Origin of the sequence: Methylorubrum thiocyanatum, from assembly GCA_014138645.1 — a bacterium.
GTDB classification, from domain to species: domain Bacteria; phylum Pseudomonadota; class Alphaproteobacteria; order Rhizobiales; family Beijerinckiaceae; genus Methylobacterium; species Methylobacterium thiocyanatum.
In genome coordinates, this window is record JACJIB010000001.1 from 461,192 (window position 1) to 484,140 (window position 22,949).

The following is a 22,949-nucleotide window of genomic DNA, read 5'->3' on the forward strand; positions in this document are numbered from 1 at the left end:
GCACGCAAGCCTCGACGTGGACGCGCACCCTCCCCACATCCCGGCTTGCGCCCTGCGGCGCCGCGGTCGGATCGCCCGGCCGATCGCCGGCGGGGCGCACGACGACGCTCAAGGAAACGCCGATGGATCTGCCGACCTCCGCCGCGAAACCGATCGCGGCTCTGCCTGCCGCCCGTTCCGCTTCCGTTGCCGGTCCCCTTGCGGCCGCCGTTGCAGCCTCCTGGCTCTGCCTCGCCGGGCCGGCCCTCGCGCAGACCACCGTCACCCGCAGCGAGACGGTGCCGGCCGGCAAGCAGGCCCGCCTCGTGATCGTGCCGAACCTGAAGAAGGATTGCTCCAGCGGCCCGATGCCGGAGATCAAGGTGGTGACGCCGCCGAAATCCGGCTCCCTCATCACCAAGGCCGGCAAGCTGAAGACGCCGGCCAAGTACCGGTGCCCGAACAAGGACGCCGAGGTCCAGGCGATCTTCTATCAGCCCAACAGCGGCTATACCGGTTCGGATGGCGTCGTGGTCGAGATCAAGAATTCCGACGGAGAGGTCGAGAAGCGCGACATCCGCATCACCGTCGACAAGGCCGGCGATAAGGCCAAGGACGAGAAGAAGAACGGCACCGATCTCTGATCCGGAAGACCGTCACGGCGCGGCCTATATTGCGTCGCAGCAATCTCGGGCGCTTCCGGCCTCAGGTCGGAAGCTGCGGTCACTTATCCGAAGCCGGTTAAGCGCGCGCTAAATCCCGGCCAGCTCTGGGTGTGTCCCGTTTCACACGCAAGTCGGCCCTCCTGTGGGCGGTGCGACAAAACCCGCAATGTCAGTTGCGTTCCGCCCGAGACAGGATGAAGCTGTCATCAGCCTGAAGGGGGTGTTCGAATGCCGCTGCACTCGACGAACGACCTGTTCCAGAGCTTCGCTCGCGGTTATGAAGCGCGCCGCGATACGGAGATGACGCTCTCCGAGTATCTCGAGGCCTGCCGCGACAATCCGCTGATGTACGCCTCCGCCGCCGAGCGCATCCTCGATGCGATCGGCCAGCCGGAGATGGTGGACACCGCCCGCGATTCCCGCCTCGGCCGGGTGTTCATGAACCGGACGATCCGGGTCTACCCGGCCTTCGCCGAGTTCTACGGCATGGAGGAGACGATCGAGCGGATCGTCTCGTTCTTCCGCCACGCCGCGCAAGGGTTGGAGGAGCGCAAGCAGATCCTCTACCTGCTCGGCCCCGTCGGCGGCGGCAAGTCGTCGCTCGCCGAGCGCCTCAAGGCGCTGATGGAGGTCCATCCCGTCTACGTGCTCAAGGCCGGCGACGAGGTCTCCCCGGTCTTCGAGAGCCCGCTCGGCCTGTTCGATCCGGAGGCGATGGGCCGGGAGATCGAGGAGCGCTTCGGCATCCCGCGCCGCCGCCTCACCGGCCTGATGAGCCCCTGGGCCCTGAAGCGCCTCGACGAGTTCGACGGCGACATCTCCCGCTTCAAGGTGATCAAGGTGCGGCCCTCGCGCCTGCGCCAGATCGCCATCGCCAAGACCGAGCCGGGCGACGAGAACAACCAGGACATCTCCTCGCTCGTCGGCAAGGTCGACATCCGCCGGCTCGAGACGCTGTCCCAGGCCGACCCGGACGCCTACTCCTATTCGGGCGGCCTCAACCGGGCGAACCAGGGCGTTCTCGAATTCGTCGAGATGTTCAAGGCGCCGATCAAGATGCTGCATCCCCTGCTCACGGCGACGCAGGAGGGCAATTACGTCGGCACCGAGAATATCGGCGCGATCCCCTTCACCGGCGTGATCCTGGCGCACTCGAACGAGGCCGAGTGGCAGTCGTTCAAGACCAACAAGAACAACGAAGCCTTCATCGACCGTATCTACGTCATCAAGGTGCCCTACTGCCTCCGCGTCACGGAGGAGCAGCGCATCTACGACAAGCTGATCTCGAGCTCCGAACTGTCGCAGGCCGCCTGCGCCCCCGGCACGCTGGAGATGCTGGCCCGCTTCTCGGTGCTCTCGCGCCTGCGCGAGCACGCCAACTCGAACCTGTTCTCGAAGATGCGGGTCTATGACGGCGAGAGCCTCCGCGAGGTCGATCCCCGCGCCCGCTCGATGCAGGAATACAAGGACACCGCCGGTGTCGATGAGGGCATGGACGGGATCTCGACCCGCTTCGCCTTCAAGGTGCTGGCCGCGACCTTCAACCACGACACCACCGAGGTCTCGGCCGATCCGGTCCACCTGATGTACGTGCTGGAGCAGGCGATCCGGCGCGAGCAGCTGCCGCCGGAAACCGAGAAGCGCTACATGGAGTTCATCAAGACCGAACTCGCGCCGCGTTACGCCGAGTTCATCGGTCACGAGATCCAGAAGGCCTATCTCGAATCCTATCACGATTACGGCCAGAACCTGTTCGATCGCTATATCGACTACGCCGACGCCTGGATCGAGGATCAGGACTTCAAGGATGCCGAGACCGGCCAGCTCCTCAACCGCGAACTCCTGAACCAGGAGCTGACCAAGATCGAGAAGCCGGCGGGCATCGCCAACCCGAAGGACTTTCGCAACGAGGTGGTGAAGTTCGCCCTGCGCTCGCGGGCGCAGCACGGGGGGCGCAACCCCTCGTGGACATCCTACGAGAAGTTGCGCGAAGTGATCGAACGGCGGATGTTCTCTCAAGTCGAGGAACTGCTGCCCGTGATCTCGTTTGGCTCAAAGAAGGACAGCGAGACCGAGAAGAAGCACGGCGAGTTCGTCGACCGGATGACCGACCGGGGCTACACCGAGCGGCAGGTCCGGCGACTCGTGGAATGGTACATGCGTGTGAAGCAGGCGGGCTGAGGCGGGCTTTCGGCCCTCCGGCATCCGCCGCAACTCCCGCACCTTTGTCCCTCGACCAGGGACGTGAGACTAGGCGCTGAGCGACCCCGGATGCACATCGTCGACCGTCGGCTCAATCCAGGTGGGAAGAGCCTCCCGAACCGCCAGCGCTTCCTGCGCCGGGTCAAGGACGTCGCGCAGCGCGCGGTTCGGGAATCCGCCCGCGAGAAGGATATCAAGAACCTCGGCAAGGACGGGCGCATCTCCGTGCCCGGCGACGGGGTGCGCGAGCCGCGCTTCTCCCGTCAGCCCGGCACCGGGCATCAAGACTACATCCTGCCCGGTAACAAGACCTACGTGGAGGGCGACCGCATCGAGCGCCCGCCGGGCGGCGGGGGCGGCGGCGGTTCCGGGGAAGGCGGCGAGGGCGGCGAGAACAGCGAGGACGCCTTCCACTTCGTCCTGACGCGCGAGGAATTCCTCGATCTCTTCCTCGAAGACCTCGAACTGCCCGATCTCGCCAAGCGCCGCCTCGCGGTGGTCGAGACGGAAGGGTTGCGCCGGGCCGGCTACACGGTCTCGGGCTCGCCGGCCAACCTCGCTTTGTCGCGCACGCTGCGCAATTCCATGTCCCGGCGCATCGCCCTCAAGCGGCCGAAGCTGGAGGAGGTGGCGGCGCTGGAGGCCGAGATCGCCGCGGCCGAAGCGGGCAACGATCCGCGCCTCCCCGACCTGCAGCTCAAGCTCACGGCCCTGCGCGAGCGCTCCAAGCGCATCCCCTACGTCGATCCGATCGACCTGCGCTTCCGCCGCTTCGAGCCCTATCCGAAGCCGATCGCGCAAGCCGTGATGTTCTGCCTGATGGACGTCTCGGGCTCGATGACCGAGCACATGAAGGATCTGGCCAAGCGGTTCTACATCCTGCTGCACATCTTCCTGACGCGCCGCTACAAGCACGTCGAGATCGTCTTCATCCGCCACACCGACAAGGCGACGGAGGTGGACGAGGAGACCTTCTTCGGCTCCCGCGAGACCGGCGGCACGCTGGTGTCCTCGGCGCTGGTCGAGATGAAGCGCATCGTCACCGAGCGCTACTCGCCGGACGACTGGAACATCTACGCGGCGCAGGCCTCGGACGGCGACAACGTCTCCTCCGACGGGCCGACCTCGACGGAATTGCTGCGCGCGCACATCCTGCCCGCCTGCCAGCACTTCGCCTATCTGGAGGTCGGCGACGAGAACGGCCCGCGCGCCGGCTTCGTCGAGCACCGCACCACCCTGTGGCGGACCTACGAGGCCCTGGCCAAGGCCGGCGAGCCGCTCGCCATGCGCAAGGTCAACCACCGCCGCGACATCTACCCCGTGTTCCGCGAACTGTTCGGCCGCAAGGACGCACGGGCGGAGGCGTGAGGTGATTTCCCTCTCCGCAAAGGGGAGGGGAGGTTAGGTCGAGAAGGATCCTCGCATGGTCGCGAGCCTGAGCCGCACGAAGTCCACCGCCCCCAAACCGGGCGAGTTGCTGTTTTCCGGCAACGACTGGGATTTCGAGACGATCCGGTGCATCCACGATGCCTGCGAGGCCGTGGCCGGGCCGGAACTCGGTCTGTCGTGGTATCCGAACCAGATCGAGATCATCACCGCCGAGCAGATGCTCGACGCCTATGCCTCGATCGGCATGCCGCTGTTCTACAAGCACTGGTCCTTCGGCAAGCACTTCGCCCAGCAGGAGGCGAGCTACCGCCGCGGCCTGATGGGGCTCGCCTACGAGATCGTCATCAACTCCGACCCGTGCATCTCCTACGTGATGGAGGAGAACACGGCGACGATGCAGACGCTGGTGATCGCCCACGCCGCCTTCGGCCACAACCACTTCTTCAAGAACAACTATCTGTTCCGCCAGTGGACCGACGCGGAGGGCATCCTCGACTATCTCGACTTCGCCAAGGGCTACATCGCCCGCTGCGAGGAGCGCTACGGGCATCAGGCGGTCGAGCACGTCCTCGACGCCGCCCATGCCCTGATGAGCCAGGGCGTCCACCGCTATCCCCGCAAGAAGCGGCCGGATCTGGCGTCCGAGCAGCGGCGCGAGCGCGAGCGCGAGGAGCACGGCGAGCAGATCTACAACGACCTCTGGCGCACCCTGCCGGCCAAGGCCGGCGCGGCCAAGGGCGATCCGGCGCTGGAGCGGCGCAAGGCGCTGCTCGAACTGCCGCAGGAGAACATCCTCTACTTCCTGGAGAAGGTGGCCCCGCGCCTGCGGCCCTGGCAGCGCGAGATTCTTCGGATCGTCCGGCTGGTGGCGCAGTACTTCTACCCGCAGCGCCAGACCAAGGTGATGAACGAGGGCTGCGCCACCTACTGCCACTACCGGATCATGAACGCGCTCTCGCAGAAGGGGCAGCTCAGCGAAGCGGCCTATCTCGAGTTCCTGACCTCGCACACCAACGTCATCCGCCAGCCGAACTACGACGACCGCTCCTTCGGCGGCCACAACCCGTACGCGCTGGGCTTTGCCATGATGCAGGACATCGCCCGCATCGTGGAGCAGCCGAGCCAAGAGGACCGCGAGTGGTTCCCCGACATCGCCGGCACCGGCGATGCCATGGCGGTGCTGCGCGACTGCTGGGAAAATTATCGCGACGAGAGCTTCATCGCCCAGTTTCTCAGCCCGAAGCTGATGCGCGACATGCGCCTGTTCCACGTGGTGGACGATCCCGACGAGCCGGAGATGCGGGTCGAGGCGATCCACGACGAGCGCGGCTACCGCAAGATGCGCCGCTCCTTCGCCCGGCAATACGACGTGGCGTGGCTCGACCCCGATATCGAGGTGGTGGATGTCGATCTGGAGGGCGACCGCCGGCTCATCCTCCACCACAAGGCGCTCAACCGCATCACCCTGCAGCGGGAGGATGCCCGGCGGGTGCTCCAGCACCTCGCCGACCTCTGGGGCTATGACGCAGTGCTCAAGGAGGTCGATCCGGCGACCGGCGCGGTGCTGGTCGAGCACTCGGCGAGCGCGCGCCCGATTTTTTTCTGAATCTTCTTACAGCGAGAGGATCGCGGCCCCGGCGTCGCGCGCCTGCGCGGTGAAGCGCACGCGGCCCTCTTCCAGCACGGCGCCGCCGCCCGCGATCAGGGCGAGCGCGGCCGGGTAGAGCCGGTGCTCCTGCACGATGACCCGGGCGCTCAGCGTGTCGGCGTCGTCGCCCGGCAGGACGGGCACCGCGGCCTGCGCCACGATCGGCCCGGCATCGAGTTCCGGCACGACGTAATGCACGGTGCAGCCGTGCAGCCGCACCCCGGCCTCCAGGGCGCGCTCATGGGTGTGCGTCCCCTTGAACAGCGGCAGCAGCGAGGGATGGATGTTGATCATCCGCCCCGCCCAAGCCTCGACGAAGGCGTCGGTGAGGATGCGCATGAAGCCGGCGAGCACGATCAGCTCGATCCCAGCCCCCTCCAGTTCCGCCTGGAGCGCGGCGTCGAAGCCGGCGCGGTCGGGGAACGCCTTGTGGTCGATGGCGCGCGCCGGGATGCCCGCCGCCCGCGCGCGGTCGAGGCCGGCGGCGTCGGGGCGGTTCGAGAGCACGAGCACGATCTCGGCCGGATAATCGGGGGCGCGCGCCGCCTCGATCAGCGAGACCATGTTCGAGCCGCGGCCCGAAATCAGGATCGCGACGCGTTTTTTCTCGACCTTTGCGCTCACAGGGCGAGCTGCCCCGTGAACGTCACCGGCTCCGCACCCCGCTCGGTGATCTGCCCGAGCCGGACCGGCGCCTCGCCGGCCTCCGTCAGTGCGTCGGCCACGGCGTCGGCGGCGTCGGCGGCGGCGACCACCACCATGCCGATGCCGCAGTTGAAGGTGCGCAGCATCTCGGACTCCGCGACCCCGCCCTCACGCGCCAGCCAGCCGAAGACCGGCGGCACGGCAATCGCCGAGAGGTCGATGTCGATGCCGACGCCCTCGGGCAGGACGCGGGGGAGGTTGTCGGGGAAGCCGCCGCCGGTGATGTGGGCGAGCGCCTTGATGCCGCCGGCCCGCTTCAACGCGGCGAGCAGCGGCTTCACGTAGATTCGGGTCGGTTCCAGCAGCGCCTCGCCGAGGCTGCGGCCGGGGGCGAACGGCGCGTCGGCATCCCAACCGAGCCCGGTCTTGGCCACGATGCGGCGCACCAGCGAGAAGCCGTTCGAGTGCACGCCCGAGGAGGGCAGGCCGAGCACGACGTCGCCGGGCAGGATGCCGGGGCGCGGCAGCAGCGTGCCGCGCTCGGCCGCGCCCACCGAGAAGCCGGCCAGATCGTAGTCGGCGCCGTCATAGAGGCCCGGCATCTCGGCGGTCTCTCCGCCGATCAAGGCGCAGCCCGCCTGCCGGCAGCCCTCGGCGATGCCGCGGACGATATCGGCACCGACGCCGGGCACCAGCTTTCCGGTAGCGTAGTAGTCGAGGAAGAACAGCGGCTCGGCGCCCTGGACGATGATGTCGTTGACGCACATCGCCACGAGGTCGATGCCGATCGTGTCGTGGCGCCCGGTCTCGATCGCGATCTTCACCTTGGTGCCGACGCCGTCATTGGCGGCCACTAGGATGGCGTCCTTGAAGCCCGCGGCCTTGAGGTCGAACAGCCCGCCGAAGCCGCCGATCTCCGCATCCGCCCCCGGCCGGCGCGTGGACCGCACCAGCGGCTTGATCGTCTCGACGAGCGCGTTGCCCGCGTCGATGTCGACACCGGCCTGCGCGTAGGTTAGCCCGTTCCCGTCCTGCGCCGTCATCGCCGCCCCGTCGTCCGGTCTTCGTTGGTCATACGGAAACCCGCTGCCACATCGCGGCGCGATTGGCCACTGTCACCGGTGCAAGGCGACCTGTTCAGGCACAGCATCATACGTTCCATCGTCAGAAAACGCGGGTCGCCTTGACCGCGAAGGCCACGCTTCCCACTCTCCGGCTTGCGGAAAAGACGACGCGAAAAGACGACAGAGGGGGCCTCGATGCGCGGGCGGGCAATCATCGGGCTCTCGATCCTCGCGGTTCTCGTCTTCCTGCTCTACGAGCTGCGCGAGGTGATGCTGCCCTTCGTCGCCGGGCTGGCGCTCGCCTACCTGCTCGATCCCCTGGCCGACCGGCTGGAGCGCCTCGGTCTCGGCCGGCTCGCCGCGACCCTGCTGATCCTGGCCGGCTTCGTCGTCGGGCTCGTGGTGGTGCTCATCATCGTCGTGCCGCTGGCCGCCGGGCAGATCGCCTCCCTCGTCAATTCCCTGCCGACCATGGTCGGAAAGCTGCAGAGCATCCTCGTCGAGCGCGCCGGGCCGTTGCTCCAGCGGATCGGCGGGGCGGAGGTCGTCAACGAGCTGCAATCCTCCGTCGGCACCCTGGTGGGGCAGGGCGGGGCGTGGTTCCTGGCCTTCCTCAAGTCGCTCTGGACCGGGAGCCAAGCCCTCGTCTCCATCGCCTCGCTCCTCGTCGTCACGCCGGTGGTCGCCTTCTACGTGCTGCACGACTGGGACCGGATGATCGCCACCCTCGACGGCTGGGTGCCGCCGCGCCACCGTCCCACCGCGCGGCGGCTCGCGGGCGAGATCGACGGGGCGGTCACGGGCTTCGTGCGCGGCCAGAGCCTCGTCTGCCTCATCCTCGGCTCGTTCTACGCGGTCGGCTTGTTCCTCGTCGGGCTGAACTTCGGCGTCTTGATCGGGATGATCTCGGGGTTCCTCACCTTCATCCCCTATGTCGGCACGCTCACCGGCTTCATGCTCTCCGTCGGCGTCGCCCTGGTGCAATGGTGGCCCACCGGGGACTGGCTGCATATCGGGCTCACCGTCGGCGTGTTCCTCGTCGGACAGTTCCTGGAGGGCAACGTGATCTCGCCCAAGCTCGTGGGCGACTCGGTCGGCCTTCACCCGGTCTGGCTGATGTTCGCGCTGCTGGCCTTCGGCTCGCTGTTCGGCTTCCTCGGGCTGCTGCTCGCGGTGCCGGTCGCCGCCTCCATCGGCGTCGTCGTCCGCTTCGGCATCGAGCGCTACCTGGAGAGCAAGATCTACCGCGGCGACGGGCCGGTGCTGATCGGGGATTCCGGGAACCCGACGCTGCCCGCCCGCGATTGATCGCGCCAGGGGACATCGAGGCGGTATAGGGTGAGAGGATGCGCGACAACGCCCCCCCGCAGCAGCTCACCTTCGACCTGCCGCTCGATCCGCGCTACGGCGCCGAGGATTTCCTCGTCAGCCCCTCCAACGAGGAGGCCTATGCCCTGATCGAGGCATGGCCCGACTGGCCGGACACCGTGTTTCTGCTCCGCGGCCCGCCCGGCAGCGGCAAGAGCCATCTCGCCTCGATCTGGGCGACGCGGGCGCAGGCCTGGACGGTCTCGGCCGCCGACGTCGCCGGGACCAATGTTTCGCACCTGATCTCCAACGGCGCCCTCGTGGTCGAGGACGTAGACCGTGAGGCCGGCCGCGACGAGGCGGCCCTGTTCCACCTGCTCAACCTCGCCCGCGAGCGGCGCTTCCCGGTGCTGCTCACCGCCTGCGGACCGGTGGACGGCTTCGGACTCAAGGTCGCCGATCTGCGCTCGCGGCTGCGCCTCGCCCCCGGCGCCGAGATCGGGCCGCCGGACGACGCGCTGCTGAAGGCGGTGATCGTCAAGCTGTTCGCCGACCGGCAACTCGGCATCGACACCTCCGTGGTCGATGCGCTGGCCCTGCGCATCGACCGGTCGCTCGCCCGCGTCCGCGAGGTCGTGGCCGAGCTCGACCGCGACGCGCTCGGCCGCCGCCGCCGCATCACCCGGCCGCTGGCGCTCGCCGTCCTCGATCGCATGGCGGCCGCCGAGGGGCAGGAAGCGGGGCAGGAGGAGGACGGGCAAGAGGACGCGCAGGAGGGCGTCGATGGCGATGGATCGGGAGCCTCCTGAACCCTCCCTTCGTTGTCACGAAACCGTCAAACCCGTGCGGCCGTCCTATGGTACGGAGCCGCGCCGGATCGAAGCGTTCTCGGGCCGAGGCGGGGCCGCGCCGGGAGACGGGCGCGCCGCACGGCGGGGATCGGAATCGTCCCCAGCCGCATCATGATCGGGGATCGCTTCGGAGTGGAAGGAGCCAGGGCGTTGTCGGAAGTGGAGTCGGATGTCGTCGCCCGGGACGCGGAGGCGACCGAGGCCGAGGAGACCAGTCTCGCCACCGAGCGGGGCGTGCGCAGCGAATCCGCCCGCGCCCGCACTGCCCGCGCCGCGCGCATCCTCGCTGCGGAGAAGGCCGCCGAGAAGCCGGCCGAGCCCGATGCGGAGCGGGAGGGCGCCGCGGCCGAGGCTGCCCGCGAGCCGGTGCTGGAAGCTGGCCGCTCGCTCCGCCATTCGCCTGAGCGCTTCGTGAACCGTGAGCTGTCCTGGCTCCAGTTCAACCGCCGGGTTCTCGAGGAATCCGCCAACCCGAACCACCCGCTCCTGGAGCAGCTCCGCTTCCTCTCGATCTCGGCGAACAATCTCGACGAGTTCTTCATGGTCCGCGTGGCCGGCCTGCACGATCAGGTCCGCGCCGGCCTCGTCGTGCCGTCGCAGGACGGACTGACGCCGTCCGAGCAGCTTGCGCGGATCGGCAACGAGGTCTCGCGCCTCGCCCTCGACCAGCAGGAGCGTTGGCGGGCGCTGCGCGAGGAGCTGAACGCCAACGGCATCCATCTGGCCGATCCGGCCGAGCTGTCGGACGCCCATCTCGCTTGGCTCGACGAGTATTTCCTCACCTACGTCTTCCCGGTGCTGACGCCGCTCGCCATCGATCCGGCCCACCCCTTCCCGTTCATCCCCAATCTCGGCTTCACCGTCGCGCTGATGATGGTGCGGCCCCGCGACGGGCGCACCCTGCGCGCCCTGATCCGCCTGCCGTCGCTGCTCGACCGCTTCGTGCGCCTGCCTGATGTCGCCGGCGACGGAACCGCCCGGTTCGTGGCCATCGAACAGGTGATCGCGAAATATGCGAGCCGGCTCTTCCCCGGCTACACGCTGAAAGGCCAGGGTGCCTTCCGGGTCGTGCGCGATTCCGATCTCGAGATCGAGGAGGAGGCGGAAGACCTCGTCCTGCACTTCGAATCGGCGATCAAGCGCCGCCGCCGCGGCGTCGTCATCCGCCTGGAGATCGAAGCGGGCATGACGGAGGACCTGCGCGCCTTCGTCGCCGACGAGCTTGAGATCGCCCCCGATTCCGTATTCGTGGTCGAGGGGATGCTGGCCCTCAACGAGCTGTCGCAGATCGTCGGGATCGACCGGCCGGACCTGAAATTCAAGCCCTACAATCCGCGCTTCCCCGAGCGGATCCGCGAGTCGGGCGGCGACGTCTTCGCGGCGATCCGGCAGAAGGACTTCATCGTCCACCACCCCTACGAGTCGTTCGACTCGGTGGTGCAGTTCCTCGGCCAAGCCGCCCGCGACCCCAACGTGGTGGCGATCAAGCAGACGCTCTACCGCACCTCCTCGAACTCACCGATCGTCGCCGCGCTCGCGGAAGCCGCGGAAGCCGGCAAGTCGGTCACCGCCCTCGTCGAACTGAAGGCCCGCTTCGACGAGGAGGCCAATATTCGCTGGGCGCGCAACCTCGAGAAGGCGGGTGCGCAGGTGGTGTTCGGCTTCGTCGAGCTGAAGACCCATGCCAAGCTGTCGATGGTGGTGCGCCGCGAGGGCGACCGCCTCGTCACCTACTGCCATGTCGGCACTGGCAACTATCACCCGATCACCGCCCGCATCTACACCGACCTGTCCTTCTTCACCGCCGACCCGGCCATCGCCCGGGACGTGTCGCGCATCTTCAACTTCATCACCGGCTATGCCGAGCCGGCCGAGCTGGAGCGCATGGCGGTCTCGCCGCTGACCCTGAAGCCGCGCCTGCTCCAGCACATCGAGGAGGAGATCGCCCACGCCAAGGCCGGACGCCCGGCGGCGATCTGGATCAAGTGCAACTCGCTGGTCGATGGCCAGATCATCGATGCGCTCTACGATGCGAGCCAGGAGGGTGTGCAGATCGACTGCATCGTGCGCGGCATCTGCTGCCTGCGGCCGGGTATTCCGGGGCTCTCCGATACGATCCGGGTCAAGTCGATCGTCGGGCGCTTCCTCGAGCACGAGCGCGTCTACGCCTTCGGCAACGGCGCCGGGCTGCCGCATCCCAAGGCGACCGTCTACATCTCCTCGGCCGACCTGATGCAGCGCAACCTCGACCGGCGCGTCGAGGCGCTCCTGCCGATCACGAACCCGACTGTGCATCAGCAGGTGCTCGACCAGATCATGCTGGCCAACCTCCTCGACAACCGGCAGAGCTGGCGTGTACTGGCATCGGGTGCCAGCGAGCGGATCAGCCCCGCGGAAGGGGAGGAACCGTTCAATGCGCACAAGTATTTCATGACGAATCCGAGTCTGTCCGGGCGCGGCAAGTCGTCGAAGAAGTCGAGCCCGCGGGCCCTCAGCCGCCGCTCGCAGCGATCCTGATCCCGGGTCGCTTCGCAGGCGGGCCGGCCTTACGGCCCCGAACCATCGTGAGCGCCCCGTCCGCGGGGCGCCTCCCTGACACGGGGGCTGCATGGGTCCGACACGTCCTCACCTGACGCTCGCCCACTCCACCGAACGGCCGGCCCCGATGATGACTGGCATGACGTTCGAACCCGTCGCGATCATCGATATCGGCTCGAACTCCGTGCGGCTCGTGGCCTATGACGGGCTCCAGCGCGCCTCGACGCCGCTCTACAATGAGAAGGTGCTGTGCGGCCTCGGCCGCAGCGTGTTCTCCACCGGCCGCCTCAACGAGGATTCGGTCCAGCGGGCGCTGACCGCCCTGCGCCGCTTCCGTGTCCTGTGCGACACGATGCGGGTCTCGCGCATCTTCGTCCTGGCCACCGCCGCCGCGCGGGATGCCGCCAACGGCCCGGCCTTCCTCGAGGCGGCGCGCGAGGCGCTGGGCCAGGAGATCCAGCTCCTGTCGGGCCGGCGCGAGGCCGAACTCTCGGCGCTCGGTGTCGTCTCCGGATTCTACGCCCCCGACGGCGTGGTCGGCGATCTCGGCGGCGGCTCGCTCGAACTCGTCGACGTCAACGGCACCACCGTCGGCCAGGGCGTGACCATGCCGCTCGGCGGGCTGGCGCTCCAGGATCTCTCCGAGGGCTCACTCAAGAAGGCGCGCAAGATCGCCCGCGAGCACCTCAAGAAGGCCGAGCCGCAGCTCGACACCCTGCGCGGGCGCACCTTTTACGCCGTCGGCGGCACGTGGCGGGCGCTCGCCCGGCTGCACCAGGCCGCCCGGCAATACCCGCTCCATGTCATGCACGGCTACGCGGTCAAGCCGTCCGACGAGCTGAGCTTCCTCGAAATGGTCGAGCAGACCGATGCCGCGACCCTGCAGGAGGTCGAGAGCATCTCCGAGGCGCGCCGCCCGCTGCTGGCCTTCGGCGCCGTGGTGCTCGAGGAGATCATCCGGCTCGGCCGGCCCCGCGAGATCGCCATCTCCGCCTTCGGCGTGCGCGAGGGCCTCTTGTTCGAGCAGCTCGACCGCGAGACCCGCCTCGCCGACCCGCTGATCGTCGCGGCGCAGGAGCTGAACGTGCAGCGTGCCCGCTCTCCCGTCCACGGCGAGGAGCTGCGCGACTGGACCGACCATTTCATCGCCAGTCTCGACGGCCCCGAGACGGCGGGCGAGCGCCGCCTGCGCCACGCCGCCTGCCTGCTCTCGGATATCGGCTGGCGGGCCCATCCCGATTATCGCGGCGAGCAGAGCCTGAACGTGCTCGCCAACGCCGCCTTCGCCGGCATCGACCATCCCGGCCGCGCCTACCTCGCCCTGTCGGGCTATTTCCGCCACGAGGGCGTCGCGCCGGAAAAGGCGAGCCCGACGCTGCGGACGCTCGCCGGCCCGCGCCTGTTCGAGCGCGCCCGCCTCGTCGGCGCGCTCATGCGCGTCGCCTTCCCGGTCTCGGCCGGCATGGCGGGACCGCTCAAGCGGATGCCGGTCGCGGTGGAGGCGGGCCGGGTGGTGCTGCGCCTGCCCACCGAATGGGCCGAACTCAACGGCGAGCGCCTGCTCAGCCGCGTGCGGGGGCTCGGCCGCGTGGTCGGCCTCGACGGACGGGTCGAGGTCGTCTGAGGGTCTGCTGAGAAGGCAGGTTCAACCCGGCTTTCGATCCGGGTCCCCGGCGACCTTCGCGCGCGAAGGATCGACGGGCTCGGTCAGCCTCGCGCGGGGCGGGACGGCGCCGAAGTCTCGTCCTCAGCCCGACAGGCGGGTGTGGGCGATGGCGATCTCCCGCTCGGCATCGGCCATCAGGTAGGCGATCCGCGGCCCGTCGAGCTTGGCATCGGTCAGGCGCTGACGCAGATCCGCCTCGTACTTCTTCTCTTCGATGCGCCGGGGCGGCGGCAGCAGGCGCAGCAGCATCGGGCTGGCGATCTCACTGCGCACGAGGCCGCGATGGTTGGCGAGCCGCCTCAGGCTGCTGGCGAGGTCTTCGAGCTTCGATTCCGGCAGGTATTGGCGGGCGGATGCGCGGGCTCTGCCGGATTGAGACATTGTGCAACCTTTTCGAGACAACGTGCGAAAGGTTGCATGGAGCCGGTTTGTTTTCCCTTGCGAAAGACCCTTAACGGTTCTCGCGCGGCGCCCGGAAGGCAGCCCCCGATCCGGGCTCGAGGCCGGATCGGAGAGCGAAGGAATCGTGTGGGCCTTGCGCCGGGGTCGCGGTTCCTGTTCCCCGCGCTCCCGACGCACCTGCAGCCGCTCGGCCCACTGAGCGTCACAGGAACGGCGCAGAGAACTGGTCCGCACCGCCCCGTCACTGCCGGCCCCGCCGCCACGCAGGCCCGAGAGGGCTCGCGAAACCGTCAGGCGCATCGGCCGCGGGGAGGGCCGATGTAGAGGTCCGTGCCGCCGCGGGCAACCGCGCCGTGACGCCGCTGCCCCATCGGCGACGCTTTGCCCCGTGGCGCCGCCTACCGCAGCGAACCGCAGAAGCGCTGGATGCGGCGGCAGGCCTCTTCCAGCGTCTTGTTGGAGGTCGCGTAGGAGATGCGCAGGTTGGGCCCGAGGCCGAAGGCCGAGCCGTGGACCGCGGCGACGCCCTCCGCCTGAAGCAGTTCGGTGACGAAGTCCTCGTCCGTGGCGAGGGTCTTGCCGGTCTCGGTGGTCTTGCCGATCAGCTCGGCGCAGGACGGGTAGACGTAGAAGGCGCCTTCCGGCACCGGGCACTTGAGGCCCTTCGACTGGTTCAGCATCGACACGACGAGGTCGCGCCGCTCCTGGAAGGCCGCCTTGAAGCGGGCGAGGTGCTCCTGCGTCCCGTCGAGCGCGGCCACCGCCGCCCATTGCGAGATCGAGGAGGCGCCGGACGTCTGCTGGCCCTGCACGAAGTCCATCGCCTTGATGAGCGGCTCGGGGCCCGCGGCGTAGCCGATGCGCCAGCCGGTCATGGCGTAGGCTTTCGAGACGCCGTTCATGGTGAGCGTGCGCTCGTAGAGGCCGGGCTCGACCTGGGCCGGCGTGACGAACTCGAAGTCGCCGTAGGTCAGGTGCTCGTACATGTCGTCGGTGAGCACCCAGACGTGGGGATGGCGCATCAGCACGTCGGTGATCTTCTTCATCTCGTCGCGGGTGTAGGCGGCACCCGAGGGGTTCGACGGCGAGTTGAGGATGATCCACTTGGTCTTGGGCGTGATGACGCGCTCGAGATCCTCCGGCTGGAGCTTGAAGTCGTGCGCCATGTCGGTGTCGGCGAAGACCGGGGTGCCGCCGCACAGGATCACCATCTCCGGATAGGAGACCCAGTAGGGACGCGGGATCACCACCTCGTCGCCGGGGTTCAGGGTCGCGAGCAGCGCGTTGTAGATCACGTGCTTGCCGCCGGTGCCGACGATGGTCTGCGAGACCTTGTAGTCGAGCCCGTTCTCGCGCTTGAACTTCTTGACGATCGCCTCGCGCAGCGGGTTGATGCCGGAGACGGGCGGGTACTTGGTCTCGCCGCGGCGGATCGCGTCGATCGCCGCCTCCTTGATGTGGTCGGGCGTGTCGAAATCCGGCTCGCCGACCGAGAGGCTGATGACGTCGACGCCGGAGGCTTTCAGCTCACGGGCCTTCTGGGTCATCGCGATGGTCGCGGACGGCTTCACCCGCGAGAGGGCGTCGGCGAGAAAGCCCATGGGAGGTCTCCGAAAAGTCTTCGAGTGTTCGAGCCGCCCGAAGGATGTTCCGGGCATCGCGGGCTCTCGTAATCATGCGCTGCGGCACGAGCAAGCGTGGCAGGCGGGAGGCTGGGTTCCGGTCACGGCGCGCCGCGGCGGGTGCGCCGGATCCGGGGGCCGCCACCCGGCTGCCTGCAATTTTTCTCAAGCTGGAACGAAGAGTTTTTCAGGCGTACGCTGTCCAGGTTTTCGGGTATTGTCACAGACGAGACGTGCAGTTTCTTGCAGTGCGACAGCATATCGGTGCACTGCAATGATAAATGCATGCAGAATTCGGCCGACCACGCGGGGGCGGAGACTGTCCGAACCCGCGGGGCCGGCCGGGAACATTTCGGGTGGAAGACGGCGAGAGGCGGGGGGCACCGCCCGGCCGGCCAGGCAAGCGGAGGGCGGCGGCGTCCATGAAGAAGAACAAGGTCATCACGGCCGACGAGGCGATCGCGCTGATTCGCGAGAACGACGTCCTGACCACGACCGGCTTCGTCCAGAGCTGCATCCCGGAGGCCCTGCACGCCGCGCTGGAGAAGCGTTTCGTCGAGACCGGCTCGCCCCGGGGCCTGACCCTGATCATGACCGCGGGCGCGGGCGATTCGAAGGGGCTCGGCACCGGCCGCCTGCACCATGACGGGCTGCTGTCGCGGGTCATCGCCGCCAATTTCGGGCGCATGCCGAAGGTGGCGCAGGCGGCCCAGGCCAACCTGATCCGCGGCTACAACCTGCCCCAGGGCGTCATTTCCCAGCTCTACCGCGCCTGCGCCGCCGGTCAGCCGGGCCTGTTCTCGAAGGTGGGATTGAAGACCTATGTCGATCCGCGCCACGGTGGCGCCAAAGTCAACGAACTGACCACCGAGGACATCGTCAAGCTCGTCGAGGTCGATGGCGAGGAATGGCTGTTCTACACCGCCACCAAGATCGACGTGGCCTTCATCCGCGCCACCTCCGCCGACCCGTCGGGCAACCTCTCCTTCGAGAAGGAGGCGCTGACCCTCGACTGCCTCGCCCAGGCCATGGCCGCGCGCAACAACGGCGGCATCGTCATCGCCCAGGTCGAACGCATCGTCGATGACGGCTATCTGCTGCCCAAGGATGTGCGCGTACCGGGCATCCTCGTCGATTGCGTCGTCGTGGCCGAGCCCGAGATGCACCGCATGAATTACGGCGTGATGTACGACGCCGCGCTGGCCGGCGAGATCCGCGTGCCCGTCACCGGCATCAAGCGGATGGCGCTCAACGAGCGCAAGATCATCGCCCGGCGCGCCGCCTTCGAACTGCCCCCCAACGGCGTGGTCAATCTCGGCGTCGGCGCGCCCGAGGGGATCTCTTCCGTCGCGAACGAGGAGAAGATCACCCCCTACATCACGCTGACCACGGAAGCCGGCGCGGTCGGCGGGGTGCTGGCCTCGGGTTCGAGCTTCGGCGCGGCGACCAATGCCGACTGCATCATCGACCAGAACCAGATGTTCGATTTCTACGACGGCGGCGGCCTCGACATGACCTGCCTCGGCATGGCCGAGTGCGACGGTGCCGGCAACGTCAACACCTCGAAATTCGGGGGCAAGCTCAACGGCTGCGGCGGCTTCATCAACATCTCGCAGAACGCGCGCTCGGTGGTCTTCGCCGGCACCTTCACCGCGGGCGGGCTGGAGATCGCCGTTCAGGACGGTCAGGTGAAGATCGTCACCGAGGGCCGCGCCCGGAAATTCGTCACCGAGGTGCAGCAGAACACCTTCTCCGGCCCCTACGCCGTCGAGCGCTCGCAGCCCGTCATCTACGTCACCGAGCGCTGCGTGTTCCAGCTGACCAAGGACGGGCTCGAACTGATCGAGGTCGCCCCCGGCATCGACATCGAGCGCGACATCCTCGCCCACATGGATTTCGCGCCGATCGTGCGCAATCCGGTGCCGATGGACGCGCGCATCTTCCGCGACGAGCCGATGGACCTGATCTCGGACCTGCTCAACCTCGATCTGAAGTCCCGCGTCAGCCTGGATGCCGAGCGCAACATCCTCTTCATCAACCTGGAGGGCTGGTACTGCCGGGTGAAGAGCGACATGGACGAGCTGCGCATGACCATCGTCGAGGCCTGCCGCAAGGCCGGCCAGCGGGTCAACGCCGTGATCAACCACGACGGATTCCGGCTCAACGAAAATCTCTACGACGACTATGCCGGGATGATTCAGTATCTCCAGGCGAACTACTACGCCACGACGACCCGGTACGCGACCAGCGCCTTCCTGCGCCTGAAGATGGAGGAGGCGCTGACCAAGCGCGGCGTCGCCCCCCACGTCTTCGAGCGCAAGGAGGAGGCGCAGGCCTTCCTCGGCACCACCGAGGACAAGAAGGCCCGCAAGATGATCTCGCCGGCGGTGGCCTCGGCCGCCTGAGCGCGGTGGGCTCCGGGGGCAGCCGCCACGGTCGGTCGCTTCCGGATCGTGCAGGCCGGTTGGTTGCGGGCCTGACGCCTGGCCGGCCCTTGCGGGCCGGCTGCCGGTGCCACACGGAACCGTTTCGGCTGCCTGAGCCCTGCCATACGCGGCCCGCAGCCGCGGCCAGGCGACGCACGTCTCCTGCGAACCGTCGCCGTGGCAGGCAACGGACAGGCGCCACCTTTTGTGTGCGGAGCCGGTCAGCCCACGACACAGCCAAATCGAGTTGGCCAGCCACAGAAGCAAGCGCATTCCGTTCGATTGCGGAGCCCGCAAGGGTCGAAGGCGCAAGTTGTGGCGCAAGAAATTATTCTTATTCGCGACCCGCGCATCGAGTCATTTGTTAATTTCGTCGCGATATAGGGTGTCGCCACTCCCCAGGACGCGACCGATGAAGTTCACCCTTAGAAACAGCCTCATGGGACTGTTTGGGCTTATGCTCGCCCTGTCCGTTGCGCAGGGGATCGTGACCCTCACCAAGCTCGACGCCATCGACGGCAAGACCTCGGCCCTGCTCGACAACGCCATTCCGTCGATGAACGAGGCGAACGTCATCAACGCCCTCGTCATCCGCACGCGGCTCTGGCAGTTCCGCTACATGACCGCTGAGAGCGAGGCGGCGAAGACGGAGAGCGCCGGCAAGGTCGCCGAGTTCATGCGGGACCGCGCCGCCAAGGTCGAGGCCTACCGGGCTCTCGTCGCCTCGCCCGCGGAGCAGGCGGCCTACGACGCGCTCCGGGGCAAGCTGGATGTCGTGCTCTCCGACTGGGAGCGTCTGCGCGCCTATCCGGCGGATCGCTACGAGGAGGCGATGACGGCCTTCCGCGGGCCGATGAACACGAACTATCTCGCCGCCTCGGCTTCGGTGCGCGCGCTCATCGACGTCAACCTCGCCGCGACCCGCGCCGCCGACGCCGCGCTCCGGCAGGCGCAGGGGGACGCGAGCCGCATGACGCTGATCATGCTCACGGTCAGCCTTCTCACCGCGGTGGGAGCGACAGCCTTCTCCTTCCTGGGCGTGTCGCGGCCGATCGGGCGGATGAGCGCCGCCATGCGCCGCCTCGCCGGGGGCGACACCGCCTCGCCGATTCCCTACGGCCGGCGCGGCGACGAGATCGGCGAGATGGCGGCCGCCGTCGGCGTCTTCCGCGACTCCATGATCCGCACCCGCGCTCTGGAGGAGGAGACCGCGCTCGCCCGTGCTTCGGCCGAGGAGCAGCGCAAGGCCGGCATGCGGCAGATGGCCGACAGCTTCGAGGCGGCGGTGGGCGGCATCGTCGCCACGGTCTCGGCCTCGGCTGCCGAGTTGCGCACGACGGCCCAGTCGATGAGCGCCAATGCCGAGGAGACCGCGGCCCAGTCCGTCAGCGTCGCGGCGGCCGCCGAGCAGGCTTCCGCCAACGTTCAGACCGTGGCCGTGGCCGCCGAGGAACTCGGCGCCTCCGTCAACGAGATCGGCCGGCAGGTCGCAGGCTCCGCCGATCTCGCCCAATCCGCCGTCGGCGAGGCGAACGGCACCGGCGCCCTGGTTCAGGATCTCGCCCAGGCCGCGAGCCGGATCGGCGATGTGGTCAACCTGATCTCGTCGATCGCCGCGCAGACCAACCTGCTGGCGCTCAACGCCACGATCGAGGCGGCACGGGCGGGCCCGGCGGGCCGGGGTTTTGCCGTCGTCGCCGCCGAGGTGAAGGAGTTGGCGAGCCAGACCGCCCAGGCCACCGCCGAGATCTCCAGCCAGATCACCCAGATCCAGGGCTCGACGGATCAGGCGGTCTCGGCGATCGGCGGCATCGCCGGGCGCATCCGCGAGATCAGCTCGGTCGCCACTGCGATTGCCTCGGCGGTCGAACAGCAGGGCGCGGCGACCCGGGAGATCGTGCTCAATGTCGGCCAGGCGGCCACGGGCACCGGCGAGGTGACGAGCACCATCGCCAGCGTGGCGGGCGCAGCCGAGGAGACCGGCGCGGCGGCGAGCCAGATGCTCGCCTCGGCCTCGGCGCTGTCGCAGCAGGCCGACCATCTCGGATCGGAGGTCGCCCGCTTCCTCGCGACGGTGCGGGCCGCCTGAGACGGGACAACCGCCTCTTCCGTGAGAACGCGGAACGGGGCGGGATGGCGAGGCCGGCGGGCGCCGCCTTGCCATCCCGCCCCGTCTCTGCTAACGCCCCGCCCATTCCACACGCGGAGCCGGCCTCATGCCTGAATGAGGCGTTTCCGGTGGCTGGCGACCAAGCCGGCTACTTCCTCCGCGGCGGTATCAACCGGAGAGAACAAAGAATCATGGCCGTCGATTTCTCTATGCGCCAGCTCCTCGAGGCCGGCGCCCATTTCGGGCACCAGTCGCACCGCTGGAACCCGAAGATGCAGCCCTACATCTTCGGTACCCGCAACAACATCCACATCATCGACCTCGCCCAGACCGTGCCGGCCCTGCACGCCGCCCTCCAGGCGGTGAGCGACACGGTCGCCCGCGGCGGCCGCGTGCTGTTCGTCGGCACCAAGCGCCAGGCGGCGGATGCCATCGCCGAGGCCGCCAAGCGCTCGGCCCAGTACTACGTCAATTCCCGCTGGCTCGGCGGCATGCTGACCAACTGGAAGACCATCTCCGGCTCGATCCAGCGCCTGCGCAAGGTCGACGAGACGCTCGAGGGCGGGGCCGTCGGCCTCACCAAGAAGGAGCGCCTCATGCTGACCCGCGAGAAGGAGAAGCTCGAGAAGGCGCTCGGCGGCATCAAGGACATGGGCGGCGTGCCCGACCTGCTGTTCGTGATCGACACCAACAAGGAGCAGCTGGCGATCAAGGAGGCCCAGCGCCTCGGCATCCCGGTCGCCGCCATGGTCGACACCAACTGCAACCCGGACGGCATCTCCTACATCGTCCCGGCCAATGACGACGCCGGCCGCGCCATCGCGCTGTACTGCGACCTGATCGCCCGCGCGGCGATCGAGGGCATCGGCCGCGGCCAGGGCGCGCTCGGCATCGATGTCGGCGCCTCCGAGGAGCCCACCGCCGAGGAGCTGCCGGCCAACGACGACGTCGTGGCCTCCGTGGCCTCCGACGCGATCGCTCCGGCCGACGTCGCCGCGCTCGCCGAGTCGACCGAGCATTTCGAGCAGCTCGCCGCTCCCCGCGGCGCGCCCGACGACCTGACCAAGCTCACCGGCGTCGGCCCGCAGCTCGTGCAGAAGCTCAACGATGCCGGCGTGTGGCACTACTGGCAGATCGCCGCCATGCAGGCCGACGACGTGGCCAAGCTCGACGCCGACCTGAAGCTCAACGGCCGCATCGCCCGCGACGGCTGGGTCGAGCAGTCCCGCGCCTTCGTCGAGGCCGCCGCGGCGTAAGTTGCAACGCTCGCCGCCGGGTTCACGCCCGGCGGCCGGATCGTCATCTTTCTGCAAAGCCCGGTGCTTTCAACGAGCGCCGGGCTCATTCACTTCCAGACCTGCACTCCACCTGCACTTCCAGACCCCGAGAGGATCGCCATGGCCAACATCACCGCCGCACTCGTGAAGGAGCTTCGCGAAAAGACCGGCGCCGGCATGATGGATTGCAAGGGCGCGCTCAACGAGACCAACGGCGACCTCGAAGCGGCGGTGGACTGGCTGCGCAAGAAGGGCCTCGCCAAGGCCGCCAAGAAGGCCGGCCGCGTCGCCGCCGAGGGTCTCGTCGCCGTCGAGTCCGCCGGTCACCACGCCGCCATCGTCGAAGTGAACTCCGAGACCGACTTCGTCGCCCGCAACGACGGCTTCCAGGCCTTCGCCCGCGAGGCCGCCAAGCTCGCGCTCAACACCGACGGCACCCTTGAGGGCCTCCAGGCCGCGACCTTCCCCGGCTCGTCCGAGACGGTCCAGGAGAAGCTCTCGAACCTCATCGCCACCATCGGCGAGAACATGACCCTGCGCCGCGTCGCCAAGCTCGAAGTGAGCAAGGGCGTGATCGCCTCCTACGTCCACGGCCAGATCAGCGAAGGCCTCGGCAAGATCGGCGTGCTCGTCGCGCTCGAATCCGAGGGCGATGTCGAGGTCCTCTCCACGCTCGGCCGCCAGATCGCGATGCACATCGCCGCGACCAGCCCGGTGGCCCTGGACGCCTCCGGCGTCGATCCGGCCGTGGTCGAGCGCGAGTCGAACATCCTGCGCGAGAAGAACGCCGGCAAGCCGGACCACGTGATGGCCAAGATCGTCGAGAGCGGCCTGAAGAGCTACTACAAGGAGGTCACCCTTCTGGAGCAGCCCTTCGTCCACGACGGCTCCAAGACCATCACCCAGGTGCTGAAGGAGGCCGCGGGCAAGGCCGGCGCCGAGGTCGCGATCAAGGGCTTCATCCGCTACGCGCTCGGCGAGGGCATCGAGAAGGAAGAGGGCCCGGATTTCGCCGCCGAAGTGGCGAGCATGTCGCGCTGATCATCACCGATCCTCACAGGTCGTCTTCTCGGGGGCGGCGGCAGCGATGCCGCCGCCCCTCGACGTTCGGGGGGGCGTGTTGGTAGAAGCCGCCTCGCACGCGGCCCGAGACGACG

Annotated in this window: 16 protein-coding genes; 12 read left to right on the forward strand and 4 right to left on the reverse strand. The window is 68.3% G+C overall.

Annotation, left to right across the window (positions count from 1 at the left end):
* The first annotated feature begins 122 nt into the window (after positions 1 to 122).
* From HNR51_RS02145 to HNR51_RS02160, 4 genes are all read left to right on the forward strand, one after another.
* Positions 123 to 623, forward strand: coding sequence for a 4-aminobutyrate aminotransferase (locus HNR51_RS02145; RefSeq protein ID WP_152276884.1), 501 nt, complete (start codon positions 123 to 125; stop codon positions 621 to 623).
* Between the two features lie 249 nt (positions 624 to 872).
* On the forward strand, positions 873 to 2,825 hold the full coding sequence (locus tag HNR51_RS02150; protein WP_012453927.1) for a PrkA family serine protein kinase: 1,953 nt from the start codon (positions 873 to 875) through the stop codon (positions 2,823 to 2,825).
* Positions 2,826 to 2,915: 90 nt separating this feature from the next.
* Entirely contained in the window at positions 2,916 to 4,214 is a 1,299-nt protein-coding gene (locus HNR51_RS02155) for a YeaH/YhbH family protein (protein ID WP_012453928.1), read from the forward strand.
* A 55-nt stretch (positions 4,215 to 4,269) separates the two neighbouring features.
* Positions 4,270 to 5,841, forward strand: coding sequence for a SpoVR family protein (locus HNR51_RS02160; protein ID WP_182553838.1), 1,572 nt, complete (start codon positions 4,270 to 4,272; stop codon positions 5,839 to 5,841).
* Between the two features lie 6 nt (positions 5,842 to 5,847).
* Here HNR51_RS02160 and purN read toward each other — a convergent pair whose 3' ends face one another.
* Both purN and purM read right to left on the reverse strand, forming a co-directional pair.
* Positions 5,848 to 6,507: a phosphoribosylglycinamide formyltransferase gene (purN, locus tag HNR51_RS02165; RefSeq protein ID WP_182553839.1), complete on the reverse strand. Its 660-nt coding sequence runs from the start codon at positions 6,505 to 6,507 to the stop codon at positions 5,848 to 5,850.
* Complete coding sequence (gene purM, locus HNR51_RS02170) at positions 6,504 to 7,571, reverse strand: phosphoribosylformylglycinamidine cyclo-ligase (protein WP_152276886.1); 1,068 nt, start codon at positions 7,569 to 7,571, stop codon at positions 6,504 to 6,506. Before purM ends, purN begins: the two co-directional genes overlap by 4 nt.
* A gap of 216 nt (positions 7,572 to 7,787) precedes the next feature.
* Here purM and HNR51_RS02175 point away from each other — a divergent pair, with 216 nt between their 5' ends.
* The 4 genes from HNR51_RS02175 to ppx all read left to right on the forward strand — a co-directional run bounded on the left by HNR51_RS02175 (position 7,788) and on the right by ppx (position 13,913).
* A complete protein-coding gene (locus tag HNR51_RS02175; RefSeq protein WP_182553840.1) occupies positions 7,788 to 8,900 on the forward strand; it encodes an AI-2E family transporter in 1,113 nt (370 codons plus the stop codon).
* Positions 8,901 to 8,938: 38 nt separating this feature from the next.
* Positions 8,939 to 9,709 carry a P-loop NTPase family protein gene (locus HNR51_RS02180; protein ID WP_182553841.1) on the forward strand — a complete coding sequence of 257 codons (771 nt, stop codon included), beginning with the start codon at positions 8,939 to 8,941 and terminating at the stop codon, positions 9,707 to 9,709.
* Between the two features lie 192 nt (positions 9,710 to 9,901).
* Positions 9,902 to 12,268: an RNA degradosome polyphosphate kinase gene (locus tag HNR51_RS02185; RefSeq protein ID WP_141951243.1), complete on the forward strand. Its 2,367-nt coding sequence runs from the start codon at positions 9,902 to 9,904 to the stop codon at positions 12,266 to 12,268.
* A gap of 91 nt (positions 12,269 to 12,359) precedes the next feature.
* Positions 12,360 to 13,913, forward strand: a complete 1,554-nt coding sequence (gene ppx / locus HNR51_RS02190; protein WP_182553842.1) for an exopolyphosphatase — start codon at positions 12,360 to 12,362, stop codon at positions 13,911 to 13,913.
* Positions 13,914 to 14,036: 123 nt separating this feature from the next.
* Here the strand turns inward: ppx and HNR51_RS02195 are convergent, their stop codons facing one another.
* Complete coding sequence (locus tag HNR51_RS02195) at positions 14,037 to 14,336, reverse strand: hypothetical protein (RefSeq protein WP_012453936.1); 300 nt, start codon at positions 14,334 to 14,336, stop codon at positions 14,037 to 14,039.
* A gap of 419 nt (positions 14,337 to 14,755) precedes the next feature.
* A complete protein-coding gene (locus HNR51_RS02200) occupies positions 14,756 to 15,958 on the reverse strand; it encodes a pyridoxal phosphate-dependent aminotransferase (RefSeq protein ID WP_141951244.1) in 1,203 nt (400 codons plus the stop codon).
* Between the two features lie 443 nt (positions 15,959 to 16,401).
* On the opposite strand from HNR51_RS02200, the gene HNR51_RS02205 reads away from it, so the two are divergent.
* The 4 genes from HNR51_RS02205 to tsf all read left to right on the forward strand — a co-directional run bounded on the left by HNR51_RS02205 (position 16,402) and on the right by tsf (position 22,833).
* A complete protein-coding gene (locus tag HNR51_RS02205) occupies positions 16,402 to 18,384 on the forward strand; it encodes an acyl CoA:acetate/3-ketoacid CoA transferase (protein ID WP_141951245.1) in 1,983 nt (660 codons plus the stop codon).
* 433 nt (positions 18,385 to 18,817) lie between these two features.
* Entirely contained in the window at positions 18,818 to 20,494 is a 1,677-nt protein-coding gene (locus HNR51_RS02210; protein ID WP_012453939.1) for a methyl-accepting chemotaxis protein, read from the forward strand.
* A gap of 212 nt (positions 20,495 to 20,706) precedes the next feature.
* Positions 20,707 to 21,771, forward strand: a complete 1,065-nt coding sequence (locus HNR51_RS02215; protein WP_182553843.1) for a 30S ribosomal protein S2 — start codon at positions 20,707 to 20,709, stop codon at positions 21,769 to 21,771.
* 141 nt (positions 21,772 to 21,912) lie between these two features.
* Entirely contained in the window at positions 21,913 to 22,833 is a 921-nt protein-coding gene (gene tsf / locus HNR51_RS02220; RefSeq protein ID WP_012453941.1) for a translation elongation factor Ts, read from the forward strand.
* Positions 22,834 to 22,949: the final 116 nt, after the last annotated feature.